Source organism: Candidatus Vicinibacter proximus (assembly GCA_016713905.1).
Classification (GTDB): Bacteria; Bacteroidota; Bacteroidia; order Chitinophagales; family Saprospiraceae; genus Vicinibacter; species Vicinibacter proximus.
Map to the genome: position 1 here is coordinate 1,045,915 of JADJOE010000001.1, position 21,578 is coordinate 1,067,492.

13 protein-coding genes are annotated in these 21,578 nt (G+C 36.1%); 10 read left to right on the forward strand and 3 right to left on the reverse strand.

The features are described from left to right. Positions 1-80: 80 nt before the first annotated feature. From IPJ83_04170 to IPJ83_04215, 10 genes are all read left to right on the forward strand, one after another. The gene (locus IPJ83_04170; protein MBK7879738.1) at positions 81-3,986 is read left to right on the forward strand and encodes a gliding motility-associated C-terminal domain-containing protein; all 3,906 of its coding nucleotides are present in this window, start codon (positions 81-83) and stop codon (positions 3,984-3,986) included. Positions 3,987-4,090: 104 nt separating this feature from the next. After that, complete coding sequence (locus IPJ83_04175) at positions 4,091-4,762, forward strand: sigma-70 family RNA polymerase sigma factor (GenBank protein MBK7879739.1); 672 nt, start codon at positions 4,091-4,093, stop codon at positions 4,760-4,762. Then, positions 4,749-5,666 carry a tetratricopeptide repeat protein gene (locus IPJ83_04180; GenBank protein MBK7879740.1) on the forward strand — a complete coding sequence of 306 codons (918 nt, stop codon included), beginning with the start codon at positions 4,749-4,751 and terminating at the stop codon, positions 5,664-5,666. The genes IPJ83_04175 and IPJ83_04180 overlap by 14 nt, the downstream gene beginning before the upstream one ends. Positions 5,667-5,709: 43 nt before the next feature. After that, entirely contained in the window at positions 5,710-7,674 is a 1,965-nt protein-coding gene (locus tag IPJ83_04185) for a tetratricopeptide repeat protein (GenBank protein ID MBK7879741.1), read from the forward strand. A 165-nt stretch (positions 7,675-7,839) separates the two neighbouring features. Continuing rightward, positions 7,840-8,907, forward strand: a complete 1,068-nt coding sequence (locus IPJ83_04190; GenBank protein MBK7879742.1) for a CHAT domain-containing protein — start codon at positions 7,840-7,842, stop codon at positions 8,905-8,907. 410 nt (positions 8,908-9,317) lie between these two features. Next, positions 9,318-12,065, forward strand: coding sequence for a CHAT domain-containing protein (locus IPJ83_04195; GenBank protein ID MBK7879743.1), 2,748 nt, complete (start codon positions 9,318-9,320; stop codon positions 12,063-12,065). Between the two features lie 529 nt (positions 12,066-12,594). Further along, complete coding sequence (locus tag IPJ83_04200; GenBank protein MBK7879744.1) at positions 12,595-14,085, forward strand: hypothetical protein; 1,491 nt, start codon at positions 12,595-12,597, stop codon at positions 14,083-14,085. Between the two features lie 188 nt (positions 14,086-14,273). Then, positions 14,274-14,774, forward strand: a complete 501-nt coding sequence (locus IPJ83_04205; GenBank protein MBK7879745.1) for a hypothetical protein — start codon at positions 14,274-14,276, stop codon at positions 14,772-14,774. 64 nt (positions 14,775-14,838) lie between these two features. Further along, positions 14,839-15,324: a T9SS type A sorting domain-containing protein gene (locus tag IPJ83_04210; protein MBK7879746.1), complete on the forward strand. Its 486-nt coding sequence runs from the start codon at positions 14,839-14,841 to the stop codon at positions 15,322-15,324. 5 nt (positions 15,325-15,329) lie between these two features. After that, positions 15,330-17,126 (forward strand): tail fiber domain-containing protein, encoded by a 1,797-nt coding sequence (locus tag IPJ83_04215; protein MBK7879747.1) that lies wholly within the window; start codon positions 15,330-15,332, stop codon positions 17,124-17,126. 356 nt (positions 17,127-17,482) lie between these two features. Here the strand turns inward: IPJ83_04215 and IPJ83_04220 are convergent, their stop codons facing one another. From IPJ83_04220 to IPJ83_04230, 3 genes are all read right to left on the reverse strand, one after another. Continuing rightward, entirely contained in the window at positions 17,483-18,412 is a 930-nt protein-coding gene (locus tag IPJ83_04220; protein ID MBK7879748.1) for a winged helix-turn-helix transcriptional regulator, read from the reverse strand. Positions 18,413-18,796: 384 nt separating this feature from the next. Continuing rightward, a complete protein-coding gene (locus tag IPJ83_04225) occupies positions 18,797-20,155 on the reverse strand; it encodes a hypothetical protein (GenBank protein ID MBK7879749.1) in 1,359 nt (452 codons plus the stop codon). Continuing rightward, a complete protein-coding gene (locus IPJ83_04230) occupies positions 20,131-21,540 on the reverse strand; it encodes a DUF4062 domain-containing protein (protein MBK7879750.1) in 1,410 nt (469 codons plus the stop codon). The genes IPJ83_04225 and IPJ83_04230 overlap by 25 nt, the downstream gene beginning before the upstream one ends. Positions 21,541-21,578: the final 38 nt, after the last annotated feature.

Sequence of the window (21,578 nt, forward strand, 5' to 3'; positions counted from 1 at the left end):
TTGTAATCATTTTAATTTCTATAAAAGCTGTTCAATCACAACATTGCTTTATTTATCCAGACTCTAGGCATTGCTATAAGATGGAAAAATTCACCCCAATCGCTACCAGAATTGAAAAAAAATTAGAACTTTCTAATCAAGTTATTGATGGTTCTATACAATTATTGGTTGATATTGATGGGGATTGTAAATCGGAACTTATCACAATCTCAAGAAGAGGTGATTCTATTTTTATTATAGATTTAATTTCTGGGACTACAAAAATAAAATTTCCAATAAGTACCGTTGACGCTAGTAGTCATAGTATTTTACTCGTTGATTTGGTTGGAGATAATTCTCCAGAAATTATAACGCAAACAGTTAGAAATCCTGCAAATCCCGATAATTTTGATAGCGACAGACTTATTTGTTATGGTGTGAATGGTTCAATTCTTTGGATATCTGACACCACTGTGAACGCAGTTAATAACATAAATGCTCGTTCTGGAACTATTGGAATCTGTGACTTTAATAAGGATGGAATACCAGAAGTATATAACTCAAATAAAATCTTTAATGGTTTAACCGGTAAAAAGTTAGTAGATGGTGGCAATAATGGGCTAGGTTTCAACTTATTGTCAATTGGATCGTATTTTCCTATTAGTGTTGCAGCCAATCTGGATTCTGATACAAGTGATTTGGAATTAGCGGCCGGATTCAGTATTTATAAGGTAATCATTACTAACCCAAATGGAGTGACAGGAAACACAATGATTGCAAACAATATTCTATTCAACGGTACCATTGAAGATGGAACGACCAGTGTTGCAGATATCAATTCTGATGGGATATTGGATGTGATTGTATCTGCAACAAACCGGAATAAAGATCCTATTTTATATGCATATTATTTAGATAATAATAATCTTAGCTTGATTGGATATGTCATATTTCCAAATGCTCTTCAACTCTCCAATGCATCTATTGGCAATTTAAATGGTATTGGCAATCCAAGCATTCTTGTAAATATCTCTAAAAAGATGTTCTCTTTTAGGTTCAATGGTTCACAACAATTAAACCTTGATTGGATGTTAAATACGACGGATACTTCAGGTGTCTGTGGAGTCAGCTTACTTGATATTAATGGCGATGGTAAGCAGGAGTTCATCCATAGAGATATGAATAGAATAAGCATTTTTTCTGGAGAAGGTAACAATCCAAAAATTATTAATCAAATTGAATGTTATTCTGTAACTGCTCGAGAATTGCCTACTATTGCAGACTATAATCAAAGTGGTGACATTAAGATTTGTATAACATGTACCGATCCACCTCCATACAGGAACGCTAGAATTACCGTATTCGGACCACCAAAAGGAGACCAATGGGCCCCTGCCCGCGGCATCTGGAATCAGTATGCCTACAACCCACTGTTCATCAACGACGACCTTACAGTGCCGCGTTACCAGAAGAATCAGGCGACGTATGGGAATGGGAAATACAACAACTTCATGCAACAGGAATCCCTGCTGGATTCCAATGGCTATTACAAAAGACCCGCTGCAAGTTTGACCGGAAAGATTCAATGCATAAACTACGATCCCATCACAAGACTTTACTCCATCACCTTTGATTTATTCAATCGCAAGGATGCTTCTGCGGCGGCAGACTCCAATCTGGCGATTTCTTTTTTTGACGGGGATCCTACCGTTGCCGGAACATTGATCGGCCATTATTATACGCTGAGATCCATTTATCCGGGAGACAGTTTGCTGAATCTGGAATTTAAATTTTCTGCCGGCAATCTTTCAGATCTGTTTATGGTGATCAACTCGGTACGCAATACCCCGGGCACCTTTGGAGATAAAGATTTTCTGCAAGCAGAATGTGATTACACGGATAATATTTCCCGTACAATTGATCTTCCGAAGATTGACAGTATTCATGCAATGATTTGCAAGGGATCCTCTTATCGGTTTGTGGATACCAGCATCGTGGATGCAGGTAAGTATTATCGCAAGCTAAGTTCTGTGAGAGGATGTGATAGTTTAATTACGATATTGGATCTTAAGACAGCTGATACCATTTACATCAATCAATCCATTCAAACTTGCGATGCATACTTCTGGAACCATCAGACCTTGACACAGACGGGCATTTATCGCTTTGACACCATTAATCAATTTGGTTGCGACAGCATCGTTAACCTGGATTTAAGGATCCTTAAATCCAATGCAACAAACATCAGACACACTGCTTGCGATGCATACAGCTGGAATGGACAAACCTACGATACCGGTGGAATCTATTCGTACAAAGCAAAAAATAGTTTCGGCTGCGACAGCACTGTAACTTTAGAACTCACTCTTCACTATTCCGATTCCAACCGTGTGCAAATCGAAACCTGCAATTCATTTGTTTGGAATGGAAGGACCTATACACAGAGTGGTGTGTACACACTGGACACCGTCAATCAATTCGGTTGTGACAGTGTGGTGCAATTAAATCTGAGCATAAATTCTCAGATCAATAAAACCATAGTTCAAACTTCTTGTGATGCTTATCAATGGAATGGACGCAATTACAGTCAATCAGGAATTTATACGGATACGACACAAAGTTCCGAAGGCTGCGACAGCATCACTACCCTGCAACTAACCATCCATAAATCCAACAGTTCGAATACGGTGCACACCACTTGCGACCGCTATGTATGGAATGGAAAGACCTATACCCAAAGCGGTACATATACTTTTCAAACACAAAATGCAAGTGGATGTGACAGCACTGCTACTTTGCAACTGACTATTTCAAATTCAAATCAATCGTTAAGCAATCGTACAAGTTGCGATGAGTACAGCTGGAACAATGTAAAGTATACACAAAGTGGAACGTATCCATACAAAACAATTAATTCATCAGGATGTGACAGCACGGCAGTTTTAAATTTGGTCATACATAAGTCGGATAGTTTGCTGCAAAAACAAACGGCATGTGAGACATTTGTTTGGAATAATGTGACCTACACACAATCCGGAAAATATATTTTTCAGACAATCAATCAATATGGCTGCGACAGCATCATTACTTTGGATTTAAACATTGTTTCATCTACCAAAAAAGATACTTCCATTACCATTTGCGACAGCATAATGTTTCTGGGTAAAAATTTAACAAGTTCTGGAAACTATTCCTTTCCACTAACCAATGCGGCGGGTTGTGATTCCGTCGTAAATCTGAATTTGAAAATCAACTCAATCTATTATAAACAGAATGTTACAAGTTGTGATGCATACGTCTGGGATTTGAATGGCAAAAAGTTTGACACTTCCGGAATGTATTCAGAAAAATATACAAACAGCTCAGGTTGTGATTCTATTTATTATTTGGAGTTAACCATCCATCCGAAGTATGAATTCACACAAGAAGCAGAAGCATGTAAGCAATACCGGTGGTCACTCAACAATCAATTGCTTACAGAATCCGGCTTGTACACTGTTCCACTCAAAACCCATCAGGGCTGTGACTCCATCCTCAGTTTGGATCTTACGATAAATGATGATTTTGTAAAGCGGGATACGGTCTTCACAGATACGACCTACACCTGGCCCGTCAATGCACAGACCTATGAAAAGTCCGGAACTTATCAAGAGTCCTTCCGTTCGACGGTAGGTTGTGATTCGCTCCACTACCTGTATCTGCTCATCAAAAAGAATTACGGAATCTACTATCCGAATGTAATCCACCCCGGCGGGGTGAACAATGGATTTACATTATTCGATGATGGATCGACCATTGCGCAGATCACGAAATTATCAATCTACGACCGCTGGGGATCGCAGGTATGGCAACAAGAAAACTTCGCTGCCAATGATCCCTCGCTGGGCTGGGACGGCAGCTTCAAGGGGAAAGCAGTCGTTCCGGGCGTATATGTGTGGCAAGCACAATTGACCCTGCAGGATGGATCGGTGATCTCCTGGCAGGGGGAGGTGACGGTGGTGAGGTAAGAATATTGTCTGAACTGGGATTTATGGGATTGTTGGGATTTGTGGGATTGACTATTTAAGAAGGATCTCCAATTTCAGATTTTACTACAAGAAGTATTAAACGGATGAATTTACGAAGGGTAGCTTGTTTTTTATATATTTGGAACAAATTTCCACCGATTACTATGTTGCCACCAAAAGTAAATTTTGAGGAATTAGATGGGAATACCATTATTTCCTTAATGGCACAGGGAAATATGCAAATTTTAGATCAGGTATATGACGCCTATAAACCGGCTTATCTTAATTGGGCCAGGAGACAATTCTCGTCCATCAATCAACAGGATTTGTTGGATAGTTGGCATGATGCAGTAATTGCATTTTATGAACAAGTCATTGCTCGTAAGCTGGTTAGTCTAAGTTGTGCTTTGAAGACTTACTTATTTACTATAGGGTACCGATCATTGTTGAGAAAGCATAAAAAAGTTAAGGAAATAATTGAGGATACAGAAATAGATAAGCATTTCCTGGAGGCTTCTGTTAATTTGTTTTTTGAGGAGGAAGATCCCTTTCTTGAGCAAAAATCCATACTTCTAAAAGCAATTAATGAATTGCCAGCCCAAAGTCAACAGGTTTTGATGTTAAGATTTATCGATGGAAAATCATTAAAGGACATATCGGAAATTGTACATTACAATTCTTTAAATGTTTTGAGTGCAACCATATCCAGGAGTTTGAAGCTATTAAAGAGTAAGATTCATGACAAATTGGAAATAAAAAAGCATGAAGGAAATTGATCAGGAATGGATTGAAGCTTATCTGGCAGGGGAACTGACTGATAAACAAAGAGCTATTTTGGAATCCAGGATGGCAGAAGATGCTGTCTTAAGACAGGAAGTTGAAGATTATAAATTGAGTATACAAGCCTTGCGTCTCAAAAGAAGGGAGGAGTTGAAGGAGCGTTTTAAGAATAGAGATCAGGTAAATGCAAAAGTTTTTCCCTGGAAATTAATTGTCTTGGCCATTTTACTTATATGTGTTCTGTTTTGGGTATGGAATAATCAAAATGGAAGTCCTCCAATATTGCATGAGGTAGAGCAATTAAGCGATTCAACCTCCATAAGAGAAGATTTAAATGTTCCGGCAGATACGCTTAAGAACATTCCAAACCCAACAGAGAATGAAGCGAAGAAAATTATCCCAGCTCCGGTAAAAAAATTAAAACCCTCTGCTAATAAATTAAAACAACAACCCATAGCTGCCAACGGTTACACCCATGAGGAATTATTTGCAATGAATTTTAAGCCATACAAGGATGAAACAATGAATTTAAACTTACGGGGAAATGAACCATTAAGTGCTTATGATCAATTCATAAAATTCTATTGGGATGGAAAGTATCAGGAAGTTATTCTTTCGTTTAATCAATTGAATACTGCTTTGCAAAATAATGACAACGTGCTTTTTATAAAGTCAAATGCTTTAATGTACAATGGAGAAATTGATCAGGCCAAGCAGTTGCTCGAAAGTATTATTAGACGCAACAGGACAAGATATTCGATTGAGGCCAGATGGAATCTTGGATTATGTTATTTGAGAACCAATGATTTGACAAAAGCCAAAGAACAATTTAGGGTGGTAAAATCTTTTGATCAGACAAGATATAAAATGTCTGTTGAAAAATTATTGCGACAATTCTGATATGGGTTAATTAATCTTTGAGAATTGGATGGGAAACTTTTATATGAATAATTTCATAAGAATCAATCGGTCTGAACATCGTTCTTTAAAGATTGATTTTAGCAAGTTGAAATGCATTTGCATCATCATAATAATTTGGAGACCTTTTCTAGTATTTTCACAAAGTGTAGATTCCATCGCCATTAAGGAGATTGATAGTTTGATTCAGGTGTCACAAAAATTTAATTCAAAAGATAATTTTGTCAAAGCACTTGAAGTTAATTCACTCTCTGAAAAAATTGCTTTGGAAAAGTTTGGACGAGAATCAGTTTCATATGGTAAGATTTGCCATAACAAGGGAAGAATATTGAATTCTAAAGGGGATTACTTACAAGCTGAAAGCGCATACTTGGAAGCAAAATTCATCAGGGCATTGGTTTTAGGAGAAGAACACCCTGAGTATTTGGGGACATTAATCAACCTTGCAACTTTGTATAGTAAATTGTCGAGATTTGATGAAGCTGAAGCACTATTTTTAACTTCTAAATCTAGTTTTGAAAAAAATGTTAAAAATTTAGAGCATCCTTTTTATAAAAATTGTATTATTAATTTGGGTAATTTGTATTTAAAATTGGGTAAATTTAGCAGTTGTGAGGTACTATTTTTACAATCGAAAGCAATAAGTGAAAAAAAATTTGGGAAAAAACATGCCGATTATGGCCAAGCATTATTAAATCTGGCAGTTTTATACAACAAAGTAGGTGAATATAACAAGGCAGAATCATTGTACTTAGAAACGAAATTAATTTATGAAGGATTGATGGATAAAGAAGATCCAAAATTATTAAAACTTCTTAATAATATTGGAAGATTGTATTTTGATTTATTTCAATATGACAAGGCTGAAATTTTCTATACTGAATTGAAAGTAATTTATGAGAAAGCACATATCAGGGACAGCATCGAATATGCTACCTACCTGGATAATCATGCAATTTTATACTTTATGCTTGGTCATTATGATAAGGCAGAAACTTTCTACCTTAAATCTATTAATATAACTGAAAATATTTTAGGGAAGTATAATCCAAATTATCTTTCATGTCAAAATAATCTAGCCATATTATACCAAACTATTGGCCAATATTCAAAGGCAGAATACCATTATATTGAATCCAAGGAAATTCGCGAAAAAGTTTTTGGCAATAAGCATTTTGAATATGCTGCAAGTCTGAACAATATGTCAAGTTTTTATTGTGAAATTGGCAAATATGATAAAGCAGAACTACTCTGCTTAGAAGCCAAATCAATCATAGAAATATCACTCGGTAGTGATCATCCTGAATATGCAAATGTTTTAAGCAGTCTTGCAAACTTGTATATGAATATTGGTAAATATGACAAAGTTGAAGGTCTATTGTTAGAAGCCAAAGAGATATATGAAAAGTCACTTGGAAGGAATCACGACTCTTATTTAAGGTGCTTGTGGAATCTTGGAAAATTTTATGGATTACAATGTAAGTTCTCCGTTTTAGACCATTTATTTACAGAATTAGGCACCCTCTATCAGGCAAGAATGACCAAGATGGTGTCATTCCTTTCAGAAATTGAGTTGAATAAGGTTAGTACAGATTTTAGAATCATTAATGATAATTTGAATTCATTACTGCGTGCAAAAATGACTGTGGAAGATTTAAGTCAGGGAAGTATGCTTGATGACCTGGCATATGACTACACTCTATTTAGTAAAGGATTTCTCTTGAACGCAGCCATGCGATTAAATAATCTTTCAAATACTTCTGTGGAATGCACTGAGGGAAGACTTCAACTTAAGAATTGTTTAAGACTCTTAAATGCAGAATATTCAAAACCCATTTTTGAAAGAAAAGGTGTATTAGAACTAGAAGAACAGTCCAACAATTTAGAAAAAAAACTGATTAATAATGTATCTGGATATGGGGAAATATTTAGGCAAGTAAAATGGCAGGAAGTTCAATCTGTTTTAAAGTGGAATGAAATATCAATTTAGTTCATTCATTCTTTCTATTATAGTAATTACTACCATACAAGAAATATAGACAGCATTTCATATGCAGCTCTGATATTGCTACCAGGCGATTCTACACCTCGTTTTGTTCATTTATTCGAATCAAGTGACCTGAATCAGTTATTGACTTATTCACAATCTAAGGGAATGGATTATGTTGCAGAAGTATATCGCCCTAGCCAAGGTTATGAATCAGACTTTAGTTTACACAATGCAAAATCTCTTTATGAATTGATCTGGCAGCCTTTGGAACCCTACCTTAAAGGTGTGCGTAGAATTTATTATTCTCCAAGTGGATTGTTGCATCGAATCAATCAAAATGCAATTGCTATTAATGATCAAACTTTGCTTTCTGATAAATATGAATTGATTCAATTGGGCAGCACAAGACAATTGGTGTTAAACGGAGATGGAAAAAATTCGCAAATTCTTGATGCTTGTATATTCGGCGGCATAAATTTTGAAATGGATACCACTTCATCGATTGAAGAAAATAATCGGTTAAATATTGATGGGATTGCATTGAGAACTGAACTCAGTTTTTCTGATACAGATTCAACCTTGAGGGGGGGGAGCTGGACCTACCTCAAAGGATCTGATCAGGAAGCAGATGAAATCAACAGTATAATTCGTAAGGCAAGTATCCGCAGTCATCTCTTTAAGGGACATGAAGCATCTGAACAAGCCTTCAAAAAGCTCGGAGACTTTGAAAATGAATCACCAAAAATCATTCACATCTCCACTCATGGATATTTTTTTCCTGATCCAGGGTATGTGGTCTCCTCAAATATCGTAGAGGCAAGCGACGGTGAGACAAGTAATCCAGACAAGAAGGCCAGAGCAAAAGTGGCATTGATTAAACCAATCCTAATTCATGGAATAGAAGAACCTGGTTTTAAGAGGTCCGAGCATCCTATGTTACGATCCGGTCTTATTTTGGCAGGAGGTAATCATGCCTGGAAAACAGGTAAGCCTTTCAAACCTGATGCGGAGGATGGTATATTAACCGCTTATGAAATAAGCCAGTTAAATTTAAAAAATACAGAGTTGGTGGTGCTCTCTGCATGCGAGACAGGGCTTGGAGACATACAGGGTAATGAAGGAGTGTATGGACTTCAGAGGGCCTTTAAAATCGCAGGGGTTAAGAACCTGATCATGTCTTTATGGCAAGTGCCGGATCAACAAACCAGCGAACTCATGACTTCTTTTTTATAAGTATTGGCTAATTAATAAGAAAAGTATTCGCGAATCCCTAAAATTAGCCCAGAATGATTTAAGGAAGAAGGGTTTGGAGCCTTTTTTTTGGGCGGGGTTTGTGTTGGTTGAGTGATACAATTGAATTTAAATATTTAGTTTAATTCCATGAATAGATTATTCGTTTTCCTATTATTTTATTTCTATGATTCACTATTAAATGGACAAATTGTTGATTCAATTATAATAAAAAAGTTGATAGTTTAATTATTGTTTCCAAAGAATTTGCAAGTAGTAAAAATTATCTTAAGGCTATTGAGATAAATTCTATTGCAGAAAAATTAGTTTTAGAAAAACTTGGTCAGGAATCAGCTGCATTTGGAAAAATCTGTTTACATTATGGAGTCATAATGTATTCTAAAAGAGACTATTTGGAAGCAGAAAAATGGTACTTATTAGCAAAGGATATTCAAGAAAGAATATTAGGTAAGCATAATGCTGATTATGCAAATACATTAAACAATCTAGGTATTTTATATTGGAGCAAAGGTGATTTTATCAAATCGGAACCATTCTTTATTGAAGCGCTAGCTATTAGAGAATTAGTTTATGGAAAATTTAATTCCGAATATGCTAAGAGTTTAAATAATTTAGCTCAACTATATACTAACTTAGGTAAATATGATAAAGCAGAATTATTTCACGTTGAATGTAAATCTATTAGACAAAAAGTCTTTGGGTTACAACATCCAGATTATATTGGGACTTTAATAAATTTGTCATCTTTATATAGAAATATTGGCGATTTTGAGAAATGTGAACCACTTTTGCTAGAAGCCAAGGCTTTATGGGAAAAGTTTTGGGATAAATTGCATCCAACTTATTCGGCAATTCTTATAAATCTAGGGCTATTGTATTATGATTTAGGACAATATGAAAAAGCAGAAGTTCTTTACTTGACTGCAAAATCTATTTTTGAAACTAAAACAATGGATTTTAATAATCCTTTTTATTTTAATTGTATTATCAATTTGGCGACTTTATATCAAAATTTGGGGAATTACCCAGAAGCTGAAGCTCTTTACATAATGGCAAAAGATATACAATTTAAGTTGTATGGAAAAAACCATCAAAATTATGCAACAAACTTGAACAATCTAGGTACCTTGTATAAAGACATGGGTCAATTTGAAAAAGCTGAAAGTTTATTGATAGAAGCAAAAGATATTCGTGAAAGTGTGTTAGGGAAAGAACACAATGATTATTTATATAGTCTAGTACAATTGGCATTTTTGTACTTAAAAAACAATAATAATGCGAAAGCGGAAATATTACTTCTTGAAGCTAAGTCAAAACAGGAAGAAATATTGGGAACAGAACATCCAGACTATATTTGGAGTTTAAAAGGTCTTACTGATTTATATATTGAATATGGTAAGTATGATTTAGCATTTAATCTAGTTCAAAGGATATTTGAGTTGAATCAAGGATTTATATTTAAGGTTAATAATTTTCTGTCTGAAAAGGAAATGAGTCAATTTTTAAATAGGAGTTTACAAGTTCAAGATCTAAGCCTTTCCTATGCGAGCGAAACAAGAAGTAATTTAGTAGGTAAAACTTGTTTTGATATTTCTCTTTTTTATAAGGGAATAATCCTTAATTCAACTTTAAAAATCAAGCAACTTGCGTTATCAAATCCTGGGTCTGTTGAAAATCTTAATCAACTTAAATTTTATCATCGGTTATTATCAATTGAATATTCTAAGCCTAAATCCGTACAAAGGAATCTAGTTGAATTGGAAATTAAAGTGAACAGTTTAGAAAAGGAGTTAAACAGGTCAAATTCAGACTACAGAGAAATTTTAACACCTGTTAACTGGAAGCAAGTACAAAACATGCTCCGCATGGGGGAAACAGCAATTGAGTTTGTGCATTTTAAAAATTTGATTGGAAGCCAATCCAATATTAATACGTATGCAGCCCTGGTATTGCTTCCGGGTGATTCATTTCCTCATTTCGTGCCTCTTTTTGATGAAGAGAAACTGAATCAATTCTTGTCGAATTCCCAATCAAGGAGAATGGATTATGTTGCTGATTTATACAATTTATCAATTCAACGGGGAGCATTACCCAATGAAATTACTAATTCCCTTTATGAGTTGATATGGAAACCATTAGGTCCATACCTTAAAAGAGTTACTAAAATATATTTTTCTCCAAGTGGATTATTGCATAGAATTAATCAAAATGCTATTGCTATAGATGATAAAACATTACTTTCTGACAGATATGATTTGATCCAAATGGGAAGTACCAGGCAGTTGGTAATTGATGATAGGCGAAAAGTCCCAAAAGTAGTTAATGCCAGTATTTATGGTGGAATCAACTTTGATGTTGGCTCCATGGATATAATGCCGAAAGTTCAATACAGGGACAGTAATAGCTTTTCGCTCAGATCTGAACTTAGTTATTCAAATACTGATTCCACTTTAAGAGGTGGAGCATGGACCTACCTCCATGGATCTGATCATGAAGTAATAGAGATTAATAAGATATTCAACAAGGCAGGTATTAAATCAAATTTTTTCGAGGGCAAAAAAGCGACTGAAGAAACTTTTAAAAAGCTTGGAGAGTACAACAAGGAGTCGCCTCAAATCATTCATATTTCTACACATGGGTATTTTTTTCCAGATCCAGAAGTTAGTCGTCAGTCATCATTTATAAGCCTTCAGGAAGAACCCGTTTTTAAAATATCCGAGCATCCTATGTTGCGATCCGGCCTTATTATGGCAGGTGGTAATTATGCCTGGAAAACTGGTAAGCCCGTATATCCTGATGCGGAGGATGGTATATTAACCGCTTATGAAATAAGCCAGTTAAATTTAAAAAATACAGAGTTGGTGGTGCTTTCTGCATGCGAGACCGGGCTTGGAGACATACAAGGTAATGAAGGAGTATATGGACTTCAAAGGGCTTTTAAAATCGCAGGGGTTAGGAACCTGATCATGTCTTTATGGCAAGTACCGGATCAACAGACAAGTGAACTCATGACTACCTTTTATAGGTATTGGTTAATTAAGAAAAAAAGTATTCGCGAATCCTTAAAGCTCGCTCAGAATGATTTACGAAAACAAGGCCTGGAACCTTTTTATTGGGCAGGATTTGTGTTAGTTGAATGAATATTCAAAAAATTCTCGCACTTATTCTCACTCAGTTTCCCTACATAATTTGTCCTAGGTGAAAAACACAATCTTATTTATTGTCAACCTTAATCAAATGAAAATTTCCTTTAAAAGGGTTTATGCGATCTAAGGTTTTACTGCCTATTTGCAAATGCAATCCTTTAGTTTTACTCAAAATAGCTTCCATCGACCATCTAAATCTTTCGATTAAAGTTGATTTAAGTCAAGTTTTCCAAACTTAATTGATTTTTATTTTAATCGGCTAGGATGCACTCATTACTAAGTATTTTAATCCTATTGTATTGATTTACAACACTTGTATTCCAGAATGCATACCGCAATTATGGTGCTTAAGTTTACTTTGGGTCCAAAAGTTTAAAATATTTTTCGTCTGATGTTAAGATTTTAAACATCAAGTATACTAACTATTATTAGTACCACACTCAAGGTTTTGAACTGACTTTGTGTTGTGCTGATTAATCGAGAAGCCGATAGCGATAATGGAGGCATAATTTGAACTTTTAATATGATGAAGAATATTATTATTGTATTATTATTACTGACTTCATTTACACCCATTATTATTTGTCAATCTACTGGAAAGATAACGATTAGTAAGGACTTTTATGATTCAATAAAGAAGTTACATGGCAGTAATCTATTAAAAACCGAACTTACCCTTGATGTTTGGCGTATTGATTATGTTAGCGTATTTGTAAATGTTAATGGAGTTAAGTCTCCAATTACACGGATCTATTTAAGAGAAAAAACAATTTCGTCGATCAAGTTAACTGAGGATTTTGTGGAGGACAAGGTTAACTTGAAATTCAATCTTCCAAAGATTTCTAATCCTGGTAATTTTGTATTTGTTTATTCTTTAGGTACTTACCCAGATGACTACAAAACTGTAAAATTGGATCATAAAGTCGATGATGGTTCTAAAAGAAGTAATGTGGAATATCAATCCAATATTGCTGCTAAGATAAATATCAAAAATAGAAAATGGGGGATGGTGAGTATTGATAAATCAGCAAAACAATATAATCTTGAGATATTTTCATCAAGGAATGTAGTGCAATATGGATGGGCATCATGGATTAAAGATAATTTTTTCGATCCAATATGGGATGGTGCAGAATTGGCTTGGGAGGGAATTAATAATTTATCATGCTTTTTAGTAGGATCTGACGCAGGCAATATCTTGGTACAAGTTGGAACCATCACATTGGCACTTGGAAAAGATGATGGCGTTATTCTTCCACGAAATCGTCAAATATCACTTTCTGAGTACCAATGGGCCAATGAAAAAATATTTAATGGTAATTTACCACCTCGTGATAAAATTATAATTTCCAACCTTTTGGGCAAAGGTGGAAGAGCGTTCGTTTTTCCTGCCTGTGGAAAACTTACTATGCATTTAGGTGCTAAAGGTTATAATAACCCCATCAAGTGGTCTGATAAAGAAAGCATCATAGATGGTCAAATATTTATTCATGAATTGACTCATGCGTGGCAAATATCAACAGTTGACGATTTAGATTTTGTTAAAACTAGTTTGAATGATCAGTTAACTATACCTGGAAATATTCTTTATAGTTTTAATTGTGGTAAGGATTGGAAGAGTTATAAATTTGAGCAACAAGCAAAAGCAGTTGAGAATTGTTTTATCAATCGAGAAAAGGGAATTGGCAATTCTTGTGAGGAAAAATACATTGTAAATAATATTCGGAATGGAGTATCTTTTCGAACACCCGAGTGTATTAAATTATTATCAGATATAGATAAAGTAAAAAATAAGATTACAGCAAGAATTAAGAAGTTGAAGGAAGATTACCTCAAAAGTATAGGAGAAACCATTGCGCTGCAGGCTGATGGGACTCCAAAAGTGGGTAGTGAAAAGGGACTTGATAATGTAAAGATTCCTTCAACTACTCTTGAAAATGACTCTATTTTGAAGTCATTAAATGCAGAGCTAAAAACTCTGGAGTTGAGAAAAAAGGCTATTAAATGTCTATAACTGTATTCAGATATAAATTTAGGTAGTGAGGTCTAATTTCAAAATATTCATTATATGTTAATGGATTGATCTCAAGTATATTAAATTTTTTGTAACCAAATTATTTGAACAAGTAAATAGCCAGTAATGGTGGAAATATCGAGAAGCCGATAGCGATAGTGGAGGCATAATATTTTAAAATTTAAAAAATGAAAAATTTATTTATTCTTCTTCTACTCGGGATTTTTACCAATTCCGGATTTACACAAGTTGCAAAAAGTACCGACAATGAAAACAAGTTAAAAAATTGTGCACAATGTACCGCCAAGGATTCTAAAGGAAATTGCGCGGTTTATGATTTTAGCAGTTGTCAAGCCGATGTGGTTAAAACTAAATACAAGACCTACAAGGATATAGCGAAGACAGAAACCAATCAAGTTAAATTGCAGAGAATTATTTTTAAGGATTTTAAGAAGGGAATTTTAAACAATGGATGGATAGTTGGCGGAAATTACAATGGCACTCTTATTTTAGTAAATGCCAAAATGAATGCAACCGGTACTTTAATATGCGGTTGTTGTGGGGTGCAATCTATTGTTCATGATGGCTCACATTGGGTTACTTGTGCAACACCTAATGGAGATTGTAAAAAGTGTGATGATGGACTAATTGTGAAAAGTATGGGTTCATTAGGTTTGTCTAAAAGATAAATTTGCTTTCTATTTTTTGTATATTTATTTCGTGCAAAAAATTTAAACATGGTAAAGTATGATCATGAATTATCAGAATTATAAAATCTTGATTGCTTTTACAATACTCATTATTGTGATTTCCAAAGTTCAATCACAAAATAATTTTGTTTCCACTGGAGCTAATATTTCTGGTAGTGGAGGTACTCTGAGTTATTCTCTTGGACAACTGACTTATTCCGCGTTGAATGGTTTAAGTGGCAGCATTTATCAAGGAGTGCAGCAACCTTATGAAATTTATACAGTAGGAATTGAGGATGTAAAACTGAATATTTCTTTATCTATATATCCAAATCCCACTTATAACAACCTGGTTATTAGAATAGACGAATTTGCATCCAACAATTATAATTACCAATTGATGGATCTTCATGGAAAACTTTTAATTAGTAATAAAATATTGAATAAACAGACAATTATTGATGCAAGTGCTTTGCCGCCGTCCGCATATTTATTAAAAATTATTCAGGATTCCAAGACCATTCGATCATTCAAAATTATTAAAAATTAATCCTCATGAAAAGAATTGCCATAGTTTATTTATTGTTATTTATTTATATTGGAGTCTTCGCTCAACCAAATAAAATGAGTTATCAGGCGGTAGTTAGAAATGCTACAGGTCAATTGATAGCAAATGGAAATGTTGGGATTCGTTTACAAATTTTGCAAGGTTCAGAATTTGGGGCTGCTGTTTTTGTAGAGACGCATCTGACCTCTACCAATGCCAATGGATTAGCAACTTTTGAAATTGGTGGAGGAACTAATGTTTTAGGAAGTATTGCAAATATCGATTGGTCTAACGGTCCTTATTTTTTGAAGACAGAATCTGACTTGAATGGAGGAACAAATTATACCATTTCTGGTACCAGTCAAATGCTCAGCGTACCTTATGCATTGTTTGCCGGTTCGGGTTTGAAGGGCGATAAGGGCGATCCGGGTGCAATGGGAGCGAAAGGCGATAAAGGCGAAAAAGGAGATCAAGGTATTGTTGGACCAAAAGGTGATAAGGGTGACCCTGGTGCGGATGGACTTAAGGGTGAAAAAGGAGATAGAGGAGACGAAGGACCTGTTGGCCCTAAAGGAGATAAAGGTGAAAAGGGGGATATTGGTTTAACAGGATTGAAAGGTGATAAGGGAGATACGGGTATGGAAGGGCAAAAGGGAGATAAGGGAGACCCAGGTGCAGTGGGACCAAAAGGAGAAAAAGGTGATCAGGGAAATACTGGACCTCCTGGAAGCGCCAATATAAATGGGACTGCCGGATATATTATTAAATTCAGTGGATCTACTACCGGCGACAATTCAATAATGCGTCAGGAAAATGGAAATATTAATATTAACAATCCGGCAGGAACAGTTGGCAAACTTAATGTCAAAGGGGCAAGTGGTGGTTATGGGATCCATGGTGAATCAGAATTTATTGGCGTTTTCGGAGATGGGAGTATTGGAATTTATGGCAATGGAATAAGTGGGATTGGGGTTAAGGGAGTTGGTGTAGTTGGTGTTCGGGGCGAAGGAACAAGTGGGGAGGGGGTTAGAGCGAGTTCTGAAAGTGGCGACGGAATAAGTGGAATTTCCAATTCAGGGGATGGCGTTTCTGGTGTGTCAACTAGCGGTCTTGGTGTACGTGGAACATCGGCTAACAGCGATGGAGTGTTTGGTATTTCTACAAGCGGCGCAGGGGGGCGCTTTAATTCTACTTCAGGTACTGGTATTGTCATTGGGGTAAGTAACTCCCAACAAGCATTGCTTGCAGTTTCTGGCGACTTAATTTTGTTAACGGGACAAATTGGAATTGGGGTCGCTGATCCAACTTTTAGATTACACCTTCCAAATACCAATACTAATATAGGCGGGGTTGGGAGAGCGTTTAATTGGACGGTATATTCAGATAAGAGAATAAAGTCGGATATTAAAGAGATTCGATATGGGCTTAAAGAAATACTTCAAGTAAGGCCTAAGTCTTATTTTCAGCATGACTCCGAATTTGAAGATGGAAAACTTAAATTAAAAGAGGCAGGATCACAAAATATTGGTTTTATTGCACAGGAAATTTATGATGTTATTCCAGAAATGGTTTCTAAACCATTAAATGAAGCGGATGAATTATGGGGACTTTCTTATGAAAGGTTAATACCTGTATTAGTCAAAGCAATACAGGAGCAACAGGAATATATAGAATCCTTGAAATCAAAACTCGCAAACCAAACAGTTTCCATCAATAAGATCCTTAAAATGCAACTTGAATTAAAAGATGAAATTGATACCCTCAAGGAAAAAAATATAAAAACAACATCCTTTAAGAAATTTTAACAGATAAGTCAAGTGGTAGGAGTACTCTTGAGGTATTAGTAATAAACTTAAATGTGATTGAATTTGTGAAATTGAATACATTAAATTAAATCTCCCTCCCCCATAATTAAAATTATTGTACCCCTATGGTAAGAAAAATAAAATCACCAATTTTTATGAAATAATAAAAGACCTTCATTAGGAGGTTAATTTATTTATTTATCAAAAATTTAACTGTTGTAGTCATTTTTTTTTATTGGAAAATATTAAATTACACAAGGAACTTTGTTTAATAATAATGTCTACTCAGAGTATAAGGTTTCTCTCCCAAAATGAACAAATGGAAAGAAAGTTATTGAAAAAAATTATTTAGGTTTTCACCCTACGCTTACTTTACCAGTTTCCAACCGATATCCTACTCCATGCACCGCCACGAGTCCAACAGTTGGATCAGCGGCTAACTTCTTTCTCAACCTGGACACAAAAACATCAATACTTCTTCCAACCAACACGCCTTCATCTGCCCAAACCTCGCGGAGGATAAAATCGCGCTCAAGCAATTTGTCGGGGCTGTTGGCAAAGAGCCGAAGTAATTTGGTCTCACGGAAAGTCAATGATTGTGGTACGCCATTACAATGCAATACTTGACCGGCAACATCAAGACGAGAATTTCCGATTTCCAGTAAATCTTCTCCGGAATCAGAAGTGATCTCACTTTGCATAGATTTTTTTTGACGGAAAAACCAAAAACCGCCAAGTGTAAGTAAAATTAAAAACAGGTATCCTGCTTTATTATACAGCAATGATTTTTTAGGGCTGCTATCTAAAAATGTGATTTCAATATAATGGCAACCCACGGGCATCTCCCTTCCGGCACAAGGCACCGTGCCATTATTTAAAAAATCTGTCTGATGAAATCCCAGATCTATTGTTGCATTTTCACAATTTCGTACCGTCACTTCGTAAGGATTTTTAATACCGTACACATCGAGGGAGGATTGGAGCATAGCCGGAAGTTGTTCGTATCTGAAAGCTTGAAGCAGTCGCACCCTCCACACGCCTGGTCCTGCTTGCTCAATCGCCGGAATGCGACTCGTGCTGTCCCCTGAAAGTCGAAGCAACCCATCCGCCGTCCTGCGGAGCGCAAGGTTTACTTTTTCAGCGGAAATACTTTGTGGCCCATCCGGTTGTGCATTAACCAGAAATAGAACACCCAACAAAATAGGGATCAACAATAGTTTTTCTGAATATTTGAATCCCCAACGAAAAACATCCTCAAAAGTAACTTCTTTTAAATCAAGAGACACATAATAAACTTACAATTTGATGGATATATTTTAAAACCAAGCATCCATCCTTTTTTATACATACTTAAATCACAAGATTGGGTTTACCGAGATTTTTACCAATTACATTTTATCGGCTGTTAAAGGACAGTGATAAAAAAGCATTGGCGATTTTCCAGTAAAAGGATATACTCATTTTCAAGATGTAAAATTAGAAACGCTCAGGATGGTGTGAGGTTTCCAACTGTAAAACCTTGTAAAGGAAATGTAAAAGAAGCATTATTGCTTTATCGATACCTTATTGCTGAAGCCTGAAGAATTGTATTTGCAGATGATACCAAACACATTCATCTTTAATGACTTCAATTAAGTGCTTCCTAAAAAAATTACCATAAAATAATCACATCAGGAATGATCAGCCAATGCATATACAATGGCTTCTGACAATGGCATCCTTTTTCCTGCTTCATAATAAGCTTTGTTTGTTGGAAGGTGCATATCCGGTTTAACAATGGACATCGTCATTTTGTATTGAGCTTCCGCGCCTCCTACAACAGGGAAGTTTGATAATTCGATAAAAGAATCCAAAGCTCCAAGAATTTTATATGCTTTTTCATCATTTCCCTTCAATTTAAAAAATGCACTTGCTTCCATACCACCATACACTTCGCTTTCTTTTTCTCCAGCCAGACGAGAATATTCCAATCCACTCATCATGGGCGCTTCTGCTTCTTCGATTCTACCCTGCATCATTCTTGCATAGGCCAATCCCATCATAGCAGCTGACTTCAACCCTTTATAACCTTTCTCAGGTAGCATATTGTACATTTCAATTGCGTCCTGAGCTGTTTTTTCGTAATCATTGTGTTCATCCATACATGCTAAACTAAAACGTAATATGTAAAGGGCTCCAAGGATATAAGTGTTGCCATCTTCCTCTGCAATTTTTTTTCCAAGTGCCAGATTTGCTTCCAAAATGTCCATTCTTCCCTGTTGCCTGTAGTATTCGTAAGACCATAAATAGAACATGCACAAGCAAACTCTGTCCTTGGTCTTTTCTGCAAGTTTTAATCCTAAATCCATTTTTTGTGCGGAATCAGGGAAGGCTAAAAAAGACCCATAACAACCATCGAAACAATTGGCGTATGCCAAAGAAACTTCATCTGTGGTGTCTGATAAAATTCGCTGAGCTTCATTCAACATGGGAAATCCATTGTCGAAATCGAATAAAAATAAAGTACAATACCCTGCCCAAGTAAGAGTCCTCCCTCTGGTCTGAGGACTTATTTTTTCAGAAGTCCAAAAACTCCTGTCCGAAATGTGTGCATCGGCAATCCAATGTGCGGTCTCAGAAAACCCGCCTCTTATAGTCCAGTATGGAGCCAGATATGCAATGAACTTCCACGCTTTTTCAAAATTTTCAATTTCAATAAAAATATAAAATGCAGCACGGATGTTTTGGTATTCAATTTCAAGTTTATCCAACCAGGCATCTCCGTTTCTTATCCATAATTTTCCATCGGCCTCTTCACAAAGTTTTAGAAAATATTCAGCAAAGCGCAATTGGGTACCTTTAAATTCTGGTGATTTTTCCAGCATTTCTCTTGCGTATTCATGTACCGTCTGCAGCATATTAAAACGTGGTTCGGCACTGTGGCTCACCAACACCGGTTTGATAAGACTTACATCAAGCAATCGCTCCATCATTTCCTCCACATCAGTAAAAGTAGTGCCATCATTCATAATAACATCTGCATCTTCCATTGTCCAGCTGCGTTTAAAAACCCCAACTGCCGAAAAACTTTCTGCGTGTCTTCTGCCAACAAATTATAACTCCATTCTATTGCACCGCGCAGCGTCTGCTGCCTCTCCGGCAAGTCTTTGTGCCCTTTTGATACAAGGTCTAATGTTTTTTCAATGCGCGACATCAGGGCGGCAGGTTGAAAGAATCGGGTACGTGCAGCTGCGAGTTCTATGGCCAGTGGTAAACCGTCCATACGTTGACAGATCTCAACAATGGCTTCCGTATTTTCCTTAGAGAAGGGCATCTGAGGATTTACCTCAAGCGCCCGCTCGACAAATAACTGCGTTGCAGAATAATCCTGCAGTTCGGCTGATGTTATGAGTTTATTTAATTCTGGAAGTGAAAGCGTGCTCAGGTTGTAGATGCGTTCATTTCGAATGTGCAAGGAGGTGCGGCTCGTAACCAATACTTTTACATCCTTGCAGAAAGTAAGGAGCTTACTGATGAAGGTAGAGGCCTCTATTACCTGTTCAAAATTATCTAAAATAAGCATGAAGTTTTTATCAGACAAGAAATCGATCACTGTTTGTTCGATTGGTTGTTTGCCACTGTCTTGCACGCCAAGAACTTCAGCAATGGCTGCACCCACCAACCGATGATCAGTCAGCGGTGCCAATGAAACAAATACAATACCATCCTTAAATTGATCTTTTATCACATGTGCAAGATGAACTGCAAGGGTGGTTTTTCCTGTTCCTCCAGCACCAAGTAGGGTAATCAATGCCACACCGGATTTGGTCAGCATCGATTCAATTCTTTCTAAGTCTTCTTCCCGGCCATATATTTCAGAACGGATGTTTGGAATTTCTACAATTCTTTTTAATTCAATATTTAATTCAGCAGATGAATTATTATCCAAAGCTCTTTCTCCCAACAAAGCATTTTCAAAAATCTCAGACATGAGAACTGATAAGTCATTTTCAATGAGCTTTTGTAATTCAGCTGCAGTAGAAAATTTTTGATAACAAGCAGAATCGCTTTTCTCGATGTCTTCCAAAAGTCCTTTTAATTTATCTTGTCTTTCATTCGATTGCTTAACATAAATGAGTTTGGGTTTTTTATTCCCACACAATCTGTATTCATCCTCCAATCCTGAGATATCTGAGCCAGGTGCAATCCAACCATAACTGTTCCAATAGATGCCCAAAAATATATGGCTTTGGTCCAGATAAGCTGAATACAGGTCTCTGGGAGGGTGTGGTCTAGCTCCTGCTTCAAAAAAAACAGGTATAAGCCTTAGGTTTTCAATAGCCTGACGGGCTGCCTGACGCTCTTCTGCCAATTCGTTTATAGTGGAGCTGATAAAGACCCTGACTCTCTGATCAGGCGTTTTAATGATAGCCATCGCTTGTTGAATTTAAAAGTAAATATAGCAAAAACTAT